Genomic DNA, 11,101 nt, shown 5'->3' on the forward strand with positions numbered 1-11,101 from the left:
CGCGCTCAGTTGACGCGCTGGCGGTTCTCCAGCCGGTCGATTTCGCGCACCGGTTCCTCGCTGGCGCTGGCGGCAGGCGCGAGGTCGGCCAGAGCTGCCCCCGGCTCGACCGTCTGCCAGCGGGCGAGGCTGGCGCGGAAATTGGCCAGTTCACGGCCCTCAAGCTGCGCGCGGGTGACGAACTTGACGCTCGCCGGATTGATCGCACGCCCGCTCCGGTACATTTCATAGTGCAGGTGCGGCCCGGTCGAGAGCCCGGTCGAGCCAACATAGCCGATCACCTGCCCGCGCTTGACCGACTGGCCCGAGCGGACGGCCATCCGGCTCATGTGGCAATAGCGCGTCTCCAGCCCGCCGCCGTGCGACAGCTTCACCGTATTGCCGCAGCCCCCGGCGCGCCCGGCGGACGCCACACGGCCATCGCTCACCGCGACAATCGGCGTGCCGCTGCGGGCGCGGAAGTCCATGCCCGAGTGCATCCGGCGATAACCGAGGATCGGGTGCCGCCGCATCCCGAAGCCCGAAGAGATCGGACCGGGGACGGGCGCGACCATGCCCTGCCGTTGCTCACCAACGCCGCCGGCATCGTAGAACAGACCCTCGCGGCCCCAGCGCATCATCTGCTTGCGCGGTTTGCCGTCGCGCAGGATCGCCGCATATTGCAGCTTGCCGACCTCGATATCGCCGGTGGCGGCGCGCTTGTAGTCGAGGATGAAGTCGAACTCGTCGGTGGCCGAGATGTCGCGGTCGAGGTTCAGCTCCTGACCGATGGTGCGCAGGAACTGCTGCACCGCGCTCGGCGGAGCACCGGCAGCGCGGGCCGAACGGTAAATCCCCTCGCCCACCGTGCCGCGAATGCGCAAGGGGGTGGCATCGACCGCAATCGGGCGCGGCACCAGCGCCAGCGCGCCACTCTCGCGCCGTTCGACCGCCAGTTGCAGATCGAACCGCGCACGGAATGACAGCGCATCGACCGGACGCGGCGCATCGGGCGCGGCGCGGCGGCCAAGCGTGATGTCAACCTGCGTACCCGGCGCGATCTCGCGCAGCGGCATGGCCCCTGCCACCATCGACGCGATCTGCTCCGCCTCACCCGAGCCGACTCCGGCCCGGCGCAGCATCCGTTCGAACCCGTCGCCCTGTGTCAGCGTGGCAACCAGATCGATGCGTGGACGTTCGGGTGCGCTGGCCAGTTCTTCCACCTTGAAGGTCGCGCCCATTCGGCGGCCGCTGTCGGCACCGAGCGCGAGCGGCATGATCATCTGGCTGCGGAATTCATCGCGCACCCGGTCGTCGATGCGCATGGCAGGCGCGGCTTCGACCGGCGAAAATCCGGGCCAGGCCGCGATGGCCACGGCAGACAGGCCGAGCATCGTGGCGGTGCCGCGCAGCCAGCGGGCCGAGCCGATATCCTGCGCAAGGTCGGTCGCCAGTTCGTTGCGCTGGAACAGCAGGGCAATGCGGCGGCGCCACTGGTCGAGCCGCTCGCCCTTGCCGGAAAAGCGCGCAATGCGGCGCTTGCCCTCGCCGGTGGGCGCGGCTGCGGGGAGACTTTCGGTGGTGGGTTGGGCAGGCGGTCGCGGTGCGTTGTCCTCGCTCCACACGATCGCCCTGCGCTTGTTGGCCAACACTCTGCTCCTTGCAGCCCGGCGCGCACCTGCGCACGAAGGCGTGCCGGGCCATTCTGCGATACTGCGCGTTTTCCTAGCTAAACGCCTGCCGCAATAAAGTTAATTCCCGTCTAATGGCGACGAACCGATTCGGACGAGCGCCCAGCCGATCGCCCATGCCACCTTGCGCTAAGCCGAACGGCCCGCCATGATTGGGTCATTGTGCCCCGCTCTGACGCCAATGCGACCATTCGCGCCGTGCTCGGCCCCACCAACACGGGCAAGACGCATCTCGCGATAGAGCGCATGTGCGCCCATTCGAGCGGCGCGATGGGCTTTCCGCTCCGCCTGCTGGCGCGCGAGGTCTATGACCGGGTGCGCGCGATCAAGGGCGACAAACAGGTCGCGCTGATCACCGGCGAGGAGCGGATCGAACCGCCGCAGGCGCGCTATTACCTGTGCACCGCCGAGGCCATGCCCAGAAACGGTTTGGGCGACGGTGGCGGCAAGGCCTTCGTCGCGCTCGACGAGGCGCAGCTCGGCGCGGACCGGGATCGCGGCCACATCTTCACCGACCGGCTGTTGCATGCGCGCGGGCGCGAGGAGACGATGATCCTCGGCGCGGGCACGCTGGAGCCATTGGTGCGCGCGCTGGTGCCGCAAGCGCGGATCGAGGAGCGGCCGCGCTTTTCCACGCTGCACCACTCCGGCCCGGTCAAGCTGTCGCGGCTGCCCAAGCGCTCGGCGGTGGTCGCCTTCTCGATCGAGCAGGTCTATCAGACCGCCGAGCTGCTGCGCCGGTTTCGCGGCGGCGCGGCGGTGGTGATGGGGGCATTGAGCCCGCAGACGCGCAACCGCCAGGTCGAGCTGTTCCAGTCGGGCGAGGTCGACTACATCGTCGCCACCGACGCCATCGGCATGGGCCTCAACCTCGATGTGCACCATGTCGCCTTTGCGGGCCTGGAAAAGTTCGACGGGGTGCGCCAGCGCCGCCTCACCCCCGCCGAAATGGCACAGATCGCCGGGCGCGCGGGCCGTCATCACACCGATGGCAGCTTCGGTACGCTCTCGGGCAATCGCGGACACGCACCGCTCGAATTCAGCGACGACGAAGTCTACGCCATCGAGCAGCACCGTTTCGCCCCGCTGACCAAGCTTTACTGGCGCAACCCCGAGCCGCGCTTCGATTCAATCGACCGCCTGATCGCCGACCTCGAAATGCGCCCCGACCATCCGGCCATGGCCGCCGCGCCCGAAGCGATCGACCTCGCCGTGCTGCGCCGCCTCGCCGAAGACAGCGAGATTCGCGAGGCCGCGCGCGGCCATGCGCAGGTGCGGCGGTTCTGGGAGGTCTGCCAGCTCCCCGATTTCCGCCATCAGGGCAGCGACGCCCACGCACGCTTTGTCGCCCGCCTGTGGCGCGACCTACGCGATGGCCATATCGGCGCCGACTTCGTCGCCAATCGGATTGGCGAGCTTGACCGGCCCGAAGGGGATATCGACACGCTGCAAGGACGGCTATCGGCGATCCGCTCTTGGGCCTATATCTGTCAGCGGCCCGACTGGGTGCTGGCGCGCGACGAGATGGCCGCGCGCGCCCGTGCGGTGGAGGCGCGGCTGTCCGATGCTCTTCACCAAAGGCTAACCGAACGTTTCGTAAATCGCCGGACCTCGGTACTGATGCGGGGAATGGGAAAGGATGCAGGACTTTTGCGGGTAAAATTGGAAGACGACGGGCGAGTCATGGTGGAAGACCATGCCATCGGCCACCTTGAGGGCTTTCGCTTCGTGGTCGACCAGACCGCCGGGCAGGAAGACCGCAAGCTGATGCTCGCCGCCGCCGAAAAGCACATGCCCGCGCTGCTCGCGCAAAAGGCGCAGAAGCTGATCAGCTCCGAACTGGGCGATGTCGCGATTACGAACGGCGGCCTGTGGCGCGGCGATCAGCAGGTGGCGACGCTCGAACGCGGCAAGAGCGCAAGCCGTCCCCGGCTCGTCATGGCCAAGGAGCTGGGCAACCTCGATCCGGCGCACCGCGCGCAGCTTTCCGAAGCGCTCGACCATTGGTTGGAGGGCGCGCTGGCCCCGCTCGCCCCGCTGCGCGCGATCGAGGATGCGACCAGCGACCCCGAAGCGGGCAGCGAAGTGCGCGCCCTGTTGCTCACCCTCGCCGAACGCGGCGGCAGTGTCCCGCGCGAAGAGGCGGGCCTTGCGAACCTGCCCAAGGAGCGCCGTCCGCTGCTGCGCAAGCTTGGCGTCTCCATCGGCGCGCTTGACGTGTTCGTGCCTGCCCTGCTCCGCCCCGCCGCGCGAAAACTGCTGCACGAGCTGGGGCTTGACCGGCGCCCGGTGTCGGAGACGATGGCCCCGGTAATCGCCGGCGGCAGGCAGCTTCCCGCCGGTTATCGCCGCGCGGGCGAGCAGGCGGTCCGGCTCGACATGGCCGAAAAACTGTTCCGCGCTGCGCACGAGCAGCGGCTCAAGATCGCCGACACCAAGGATGTGCGCGGCTTCGCCATCGACACTGCGCTCGCTACCAGCATGGGCCTCGCGCCCGAGAGCTTCCGTGCCTTGATGAAGGACGCCGGATTCCGCCAGGGCGAACCCGTGGCCATGGCCGAGGGCGCCTATGGCCCGCCCCGGCCCGTGCCGTGGACCTGGCGCCCGCCGCGCAAGGACTTCCGCCCAGCGCGCCACCCGCAGCAGGGCAAGGATCGTGGCAAAGGATGGGGCAAACCCGACGCGAAAGCGAAGGGCAGGCCCCAGCGCGAATCCCGCCCGGCAGGAGACCACCGTCCGGCCACCGGCAACGCCTTTGCCGGGCTCGCCGACCTCCTGGGGAGCAACAACTAGCACATGGCGACAGGAGGCGGCCTTCGGCTCGATCTCCTGCTCGTCAGGCTGCGGTTTGTCCGCACCCGCTCAGCGGCCCGCCAGTGGGTCGAGCAGGGGCACATCCGGCGCAATCGCCAGCGGATCACCAAACCGGGGGCGCTGATCGCCACCGGCGACGTGCTCATCCTGCCCATGCCCGATCATGTGCGCCTGATAGAAATCCTTGCTTTGCCCGACCGGCGCGGACCGGCTAGCGAAGCACAGCAACACTATCGCGCGCTTGACGACAGGCCCGCAATCGCCATAGCAGACCGCGATTCCCGGCCCGCTTCCGGTGCGGTCGGCCCATTGATCGAAGGACACAGTGCACCATGACCTACGTCGTCACCGACGCATGCATCAAATGCAAGTACACCGACTGCGTTGAAGTCTGTCCGGTCGACTGTTTCTATGAGGGCGAGAACATGCTCGTCATCAACCCTTCGGAATGCATCGACTGCGGCGTGTGCGAGCCCGAGTGCCCCGCCGAAGCGATTCTGCCCGACACCGAGGGCGGGCTTGAGACCTGGCTCGAGCTGAACACCAAGTATTCGGCGGAATGGCCCAACATCACCGAGAAGAAAGACCCGCCCGCCGATGCCGACGAGCACAAGGGCGAAGAGGGCAAGTTCGACAAGTACTTCTCGGCCGAGCCCGGCGAAGGCGACTGATTCGCCTCTCCTTTTGCGGCAGGGCGGGCCGCCATGGCCCCCTGCCCACATAGGCACAATCCCTGATAGCGGGGCCGCTCATCCCTTTCTGGCGCGAGGGGGTGGCAATTATGTTACGAATCTGTTATATACTTGTTCAACTGTCGCGGTTTCCGTGCGGCAGGCGGATTAGGAAGGCAGGCTCCCCGCTCTCACCCAGAACAAGCACGCAATAAGGTCGCCGATGGGTCGCGCGGCCTCGCAGTGTTTGACTGCTGGGTCAGTTGGTCCTGTCGATGAAAGGAAAATCCATGGCAACCAGTGCGCCCGCCTTCGAAGTCGGCGATTATGTTGTTTATCCCAAGCACGGTGTGGGCCGTGTGACCGAGCTCCAGAGCGAAGAAATCGCCGGTATGAAGCTCGAGCTTTACGTTCTCCGCTTCGAAAAGGAACGCATGACTCTGCGCGTTCCTGTGAACAAGGTCGAAGCGATCGGCATGCGCAAGCTGTCTTCCGACAAGACCCTGAAAGAAGCGATGGAAACGCTCAAGGGCAAGCCCAAGGTCAAGCGCACCATGTGGAGCCGCCGGGCGCAGGAATACGAAGCGAAGATCAACTCGGGCGACCTGGTGTCGATTGCCGAGGTTACGCGTGACCTGTTCCGCCCCGACGATCAGCCCGAGCAGTCCTATTCCGAGCGTCAGATCTTCGAGGCCGCTTCGAGCCGCCTCGCCCGCGAACTGGCGGCGATGGAGAAGACCGACGAGCCGGCTGCGCTCACCAAGATCCTGCAGGTGCTGAACGAGCACGCTCCGCAGTACTACGAGAACACCGAAGACGCCTGATCTTTCGGTTTTCGTCTGAAGAAAAGGGCCGCCCGCCTCATCGCGCGCGGCCCTTTTTCGTGTTCACCGCGCTTTCACAGGTGCTGCCTAAGCTGGCGGAAACGAAGGAGAAGCAGCCCGTGCGTGGAAATCTGGCGATAGCAGTTCTGGGGCTGGCCCCGCTCACCGGCGGGTGCCTCGCAAAAACCGCGCTCGATGTGGCCACGGCCCCGGTGCGGGTGGTGTCGCAGGGGGCCGACTGGGCAACCACCAGCCAGGAGGAATCCGACCGCAACCGCGGGCGTGAAATGCGCCGCCGTGAGGCGCGGGTGGGCGATCTCCAGCGCGATTACGAGAAACAGGCCGAACGCTGTGAGCGCGGACGCCAGGATGCCTGCCGCGAGGCCATCGCGATCCGCCGCGAAATCGACGCCGAACTGAACGAACCGCTGCGCTAGGCAGCGGCGCGGCGCAGGCGGTCGGCGATTGCCTCGCCCATTCCCGCGCGCGGAATCGGAGCAACTGCGATTTTTGGCTGCGAAGCGGCAGCGGCCTCGTGCAGGCACTGATACAGCCGTGCCGCTGCCTCGGCGAGGTCGCCATTCGGGGATAGATTCGCGTTCCCGGCGATGGTGCCGAATCCGATCAGGAACTCGTCCGCCCCTGCTTCAGTAGCATTGAGCCGCACCGGCTTGCCCGGCGAATAGTGCTTGCGCATCTGCCCCGGAGCCTCGATTTTCGCCCCCATAGAGGCGCTTTGCGGCCCTACAATCGATTCAATCGCCGCTGTCTCGACCGGACCGGGTCGCAGCAGGTTCCACCCGCCATCATCGCGCAGGGCAACGATGGTCGATTCAAGACCCATCGCGCAGGGACCGCCATCGAGAATCGGCGGGCAGTCGTCTCCCAGCGACTCGCGCACATGCTCGGGCCGGGTCGGGCTGACACCAAGGCTGCGATTGGCCGAAGGCGCGGCCAGCGGCAGACCGACTGCCTCCAGCAACTGCGCCATCACCGGGTGGCCCGGACAGCGCAGCGCCAGCGTCGGCAGACCCGCGCTTACCGCCGGAGCGATCGGACTATCGGCGCGCGCGGGCAGCACCATGGTCAGCGGACCCGGCCAGAACGCCTCGGCCAGCCGGTGCGCGCGCTCGTCGAACAGGGCCAGTGTCTCGGCCTGCTCCAGTGAGGAAACATGCACGATCAGCGGGTTAAAGTCGGGCCGCCCCTTGGCGCGATAGATCTTCGCCACCGCCTCGGCGCTGTCGGCACGGGCGGCGAGGCCATAGACCGTCTCGGTCGGCACGGCGACCAGCTCGCCAGCGCGCAGCAGTTTGGACGCATGAGCAATGCCCGCCGCATCGGGCGCAATCAGCCTGTCTGCCTCACCAACCATGCCTCGCGCTAGCCCGCGCCAAGCGATTGGCCAAGTCCCAAGCTTGACGCGCGCGCCGCAAACGGCTGTTTCCTCCGCTATGACCACCGACAACGACCTGTTGCGCCGCCTCGCCGCGGCCCTCGCCCAAGCCAATCCCCATCCCGCCACCGACTGGACCGCCAGCCCGGCCTACGTGTGGGACAGCGAGGGCGGCCGCCCGGTCGCGCGGATCGTGGCGCAAAAGCTCAGCCTGCTGCGCGGGATGGACCGGCAGAAAGAGGCCGTCGTCGCCAATGTCGAGCGGCTCGCAGCGGGCCATGCCGCGCATGACATGCTGCTGTGGGGCTCGCGCGGCACGGGCAAGTCGGCGCTGGTGAAGGGTTCGATTGCCGCAACGCAGGCCGCAGGCGGCAATATCGCTCTGGTGCAAGTCGCCCCCGATGCCGTCTCCACCCTTCCCGCGCTGTTCGCGCAGCTTGGCACGGTGCCGCGCAACTTCCTCGTGTTCATCGACGATCTGGGCTTTGCCGAGGGCGACAGCGTCACCCCGCGCCACCTGCGCAGCTGGCTCGACGGCGGAGTCGAGGCGCGGCCCGCCAACGTGCGGCTCGCGGTCACCTCGAACCGGCGCGCGATTCTCGCCCGTGATGCCAGCGAACAGAACGATCCGCTCAATCCGCGCGACGTGGTCGACGACCAGCTTGCCCTCGCCGACCGTTTCGGGCTGTCGCTCGGCTTCCACGCGATGAATCAGGACGACTATCTCGCCGTCCTGCGCGGCTATGCCGAGGAATTCGGCCTCCCGCTCGACGAGGAAGAGGCGCTGGGCTGGTCGAAGCGGCGCGGCGCACGCTCGGGCCGGATCGCCTGGCACTTCATCACCGAACTGGCCGGCCGCGCGGGCAAGACGCTCGACTAGCGCGGGGTGGCATTCCCCTGACCAACCTTGCTCCCCTCCCCTTGGGGAGGGGCTGGGGGTGGGGGCTCAACGCTGGTTGGCGCAGGCCCCCCATCCCAACCCTTCCCCACAGGGGAAGGGCCTTGCGTGTCATCCTAGTCTAGCGCCGCTCACATCCCCGGCATCGAAATCCCCGGCGGCGGATTCTCGAACGCCCGGCGCGGATCGCCGTTCAGCTGAATCTGCGGGGGCAGACGCTCGCCCTTGATGCGCTCGATCGCGGGGCTGCCCGCCGCGCCGGGGGCCATCACGCGCCAGATGATCCCGGCGGTATCGTCGCTCACCAGCAGCGCGCCGGTCTTGTCCCAGCCGAGCCAGGTCGGGCGGCCGTGAGTCTCGCCCTTGCCGGTGAGGAAGCTGTCGAGCACCTGCTTCGGCTTGCCCGTCGGATTGCCGCGCTCGTCGAATTCGACATAGACCACATCATACCCGGCAGCAGGCTTGCGGTTCCACGAGCCGTGGCGGGCGATAAAGGCCCCGTTCGAGAACCCCTCGCCCATGCGCGAGCCTTCGCGGCTGAACACCAGCCCGAGCGCCGCAACGTGAGCGCCAAGAGCATAGCGCGGCGTGCGCACATAGTCAGGGTTGATGCCGTAAGCGCCCTTCACGCGATCATCCACCACGTTGCCATAGTAGAACCACGGCCAGCCGTAGTGCGCGCCGATGGGCACATCGGTCAGATAGTCGGGCACGAGGTCCGAGCCGAGCATGTCGCGCTCGTTGACCGTGGTCCACAGGTCGCCCGACCACGGGTTCCACGCAAGGCCATTGGGATTGCGCAGGCCCGCGCTGAACAGGCGCGCAAAGCCCGAATCCAGTTCAAGTTCGTGAATAGCGGCGCGGCCTTCCTCAGCCTCCATCCCGCCCTCGGCAATGTTCGAGGCCGAGCCGACCGCGATGTAGAGCGACTTGCCGTCTTCGCTCAGCAGCACGTTGCGCATCCAGTGATTGCCCGCCGCCGGCAGGTCGGCAAGCTTCTCGGGCTTGCCGGGCAGCGCGGTGGCACCTTCTTCATAGTCGAAGCGCAACAGGGCATCGTGGTTGGCGACGTAAAGCTTGCCATCGGCCCAGGCGAGGCCCGAGGGCGAGGCGAGATCGTCGCGCAGCACATGGCGTTCCTCGGCCACGCCATCGCCATCGCCATCGCGCAGCAGCACCAGCTGATCGGGCGAAGGCTCGCCCGCACCGGCCTCTGCAAACAGGATGCCCGCCACCAGATTGGTGAGCCAGCCGCCCGCCACCACGCGCTCGGGCGCGTTGGTCAGCGTCACCAGCACGTCGCCGTTGGGCATGGTGTAGATCACGCGCGGGTGATCAAGCCCCTCGGCAAACCGGTTGACCGCCAGCCCCTCGGCCGCGACCGGTGCGCCATCGTCACCCCAGCCAATCGGCTTGGCGACCTCGACCGTAGGGATGGTCTGTTCGTCAGGCGTGGCGAGCACCGGATCGGTCCCGGTGGTTTCCTCCAGCGAGAGCATGGCCGGATCGCCGCGCAGCAGCCACCAGCCAAGCGCGGCGAGCAGCACCAGAATGACGACGAGGGCGATCAGGATCTTCTTCAGGCGAGACATGCCTCACCGATAGGCCCGCCGCGCCAAGGCGGCAAATACTTTGCCACGCGCCCACACCCGGCTAGAGCGCAGACATGTTCGACTTTGCCCCCGCGCCCGACGCCGCCAAGCCCGCCATCTATGCCCAGCTGTGCGAGGCCGCCGAGGCGATCACCGCCGGCGAGAGCGACGCGGTCGCCAACATGGCCAATGTCGCCGCGCTGCTCGGTGAGTTCGTGACCGACTGCAACTGGGCCGGGTTTTACCGCATGGTGGACGGCGGACTGGTGCTCGGGCCGTTCTGCGGGCGGCCTGCCTGCATCCGAATCCCGGTCGGGCGCGGGGTCTGCGGCGCGGCAGTGGCCGAGGCGCGCAGCCAGCTGGTGGAGGACGTTCACGCCTTCCCCGGCCACATCGCCTGCGACGCGCGCAGCCGCTCGGAACTGGTGGTGCCGGTGTTGCGCGATGGCGCGGTGGTGGCCGTGATCGACCTCGACAGCCCGACCCCGGCCCGTTTCGACGCGGAGGATCAGGCCGGGATCGAGGCGCTGGCCGCACTGCTGTCCGACCGTATCTGACAGGCCCTCGCGCGCCCCGTTTCGAGACATCCGGCGCAGATTGCATGGATTTGCGCGGTCTATCATCCTAAACAGCAGGTTAATGGTGGCCATGCGATGCGTTTACGCGCCGCTCGGCCATACACTGCGAGGATGTCCAGCATGTCGACCACCACCGCCCTCCTGTCCGCTTCGCTCGCCGCACTGGCACTTGCGATTCCGGCCCAGGCACAGGACGAGCGCGCCGCCGCCACGCCCGCGACGGTGACCTACGAGAGCTACGAGGTGGTGCAGCCCACCGGCGACGAACCGGCTTACGAGGATCTCACCGAGGAGGTCTACGCCGAAGAAACCTATGTCGACCCCGCACCCGATCATCGCGCCTGGCGCGCCCTGCCCGCTCGGCAGACCGGCTATCCGACGATCATGCCCGATACCGTGGTCACCAGCGGCGGACAGCCGCTCGGCTATTCGCCCGAACAGCGCGCCAACTGGCTGACCGATTGCCGCAAGGTCTATCTCGGCGATCAGGGTAGCGATTACTGCGAGGCCTATCTCACACGCTACGAACATGGCGGCATGAGCGGCTATCCGGTCGGCGCCTATCCGGTGATGATGGTGCCGATGCAAACCACCCGCCGCGTGCCGCCGCGCGAGATCGTGCACGAGGAATGGGTCGACGCGGAGTAAGCCCAGCGCC

The 11,101-nt window shown here is 67.5% G+C and carries 11 protein-coding genes; 8 read left to right on the forward strand and 3 right to left on the reverse strand.

Translation table 11 applies throughout. From position 1 onward, the window contains the following. Positions 1-5: 5 nt before the first annotated feature. Positions 6-1,631, reverse strand: a complete 1,626-nt coding sequence (locus D2V17_RS01660) for a peptidoglycan DD-metalloendopeptidase family protein (RefSeq protein WP_425453605.1) — start codon at positions 1,629-1,631, stop codon at positions 6-8. Between the two features lie 201 nt (positions 1,632-1,832). On the opposite strand from D2V17_RS01660, the gene D2V17_RS01665 reads away from it, so the two are divergent. From D2V17_RS01665 to D2V17_RS01685, 5 genes are all read left to right on the forward strand, one after another. Next, positions 1,833-4,463 carry a helicase-related protein gene (locus tag D2V17_RS01665; protein WP_425453606.1) on the forward strand — a complete coding sequence of 877 codons (2,631 nt, stop codon included), beginning with the start codon at positions 1,833-1,835 and terminating at the stop codon, positions 4,461-4,463. A 3-nt stretch (positions 4,464-4,466) separates the two neighbouring features. Then, on the forward strand, positions 4,467-4,820 hold the full coding sequence (locus D2V17_RS01670) for a S4 domain-containing protein (RefSeq protein ID WP_119591408.1): 354 nt from the start codon (positions 4,467-4,469) through the stop codon (positions 4,818-4,820). Continuing rightward, on the forward strand, positions 4,817-5,155 hold the full coding sequence (gene fdxA, locus D2V17_RS01675) for a ferredoxin FdxA (protein ID WP_119591409.1): 339 nt from the start codon (positions 4,817-4,819) through the stop codon (positions 5,153-5,155). Before D2V17_RS01670 ends, fdxA begins: the two co-directional genes overlap by 4 nt. A gap of 290 nt (positions 5,156-5,445) precedes the next feature. After that, positions 5,446-5,979, forward strand: coding sequence for a CarD family transcriptional regulator (locus D2V17_RS01680; protein ID WP_119591410.1), 534 nt, complete (start codon positions 5,446-5,448; stop codon positions 5,977-5,979). Between the two features lie 119 nt (positions 5,980-6,098). Further along, entirely contained in the window at positions 6,099-6,416 is a 318-nt protein-coding gene (locus D2V17_RS01685; protein ID WP_245978434.1) for a hypothetical protein, read from the forward strand. On the opposite strand, the gene D2V17_RS01690 is transcribed toward D2V17_RS01685, so the two are convergent. After that, a complete protein-coding gene (locus D2V17_RS01690; RefSeq protein WP_119591411.1) occupies positions 6,413-7,354 on the reverse strand; it encodes an L-threonylcarbamoyladenylate synthase in 942 nt (313 codons plus the stop codon). The two genes, D2V17_RS01685 and D2V17_RS01690, sit on opposite strands and share 4 nt — an antisense overlap. 79 nt (positions 7,355-7,433) lie before the next feature. Between D2V17_RS01690 and D2V17_RS01695 the strand changes: the two genes are divergently transcribed. Next, entirely contained in the window at positions 7,434-8,255 is an 822-nt protein-coding gene (locus D2V17_RS01695) for an ATP-binding protein (protein WP_119591412.1), read from the forward strand. A gap of 149 nt (positions 8,256-8,404) precedes the next feature. On the opposite strand, the gene D2V17_RS01700 is transcribed toward D2V17_RS01695, so the two are convergent. Beyond that, complete coding sequence (locus D2V17_RS01700; RefSeq protein ID WP_119591413.1) at positions 8,405-9,865, reverse strand: PQQ-dependent sugar dehydrogenase; 1,461 nt, start codon at positions 9,863-9,865, stop codon at positions 8,405-8,407. A 74-nt stretch (positions 9,866-9,939) separates the two neighbouring features. Here D2V17_RS01700 and D2V17_RS01705 point away from each other — a divergent pair, with 74 nt between their 5' ends. Both D2V17_RS01705 and D2V17_RS01710 read left to right on the forward strand, forming a co-directional pair. Then, positions 9,940-10,422, forward strand: coding sequence for a GAF domain-containing protein (locus D2V17_RS01705; protein WP_119591414.1), 483 nt, complete (start codon positions 9,940-9,942; stop codon positions 10,420-10,422). A 141-nt stretch (positions 10,423-10,563) separates the two neighbouring features. Continuing rightward, a complete protein-coding gene (locus tag D2V17_RS01710; protein ID WP_119591415.1) occupies positions 10,564-11,091 on the forward strand; it encodes a hypothetical protein in 528 nt (175 codons plus the stop codon). Positions 11,092-11,101 lie beyond the last annotated feature (10 nt).

It is taken from the genome of Aurantiacibacter xanthus (assembly GCF_003584015.1).
GTDB lineage: Bacteria > Pseudomonadota > Alphaproteobacteria > Sphingomonadales > Sphingomonadaceae > Alteraurantiacibacter > Alteraurantiacibacter xanthus.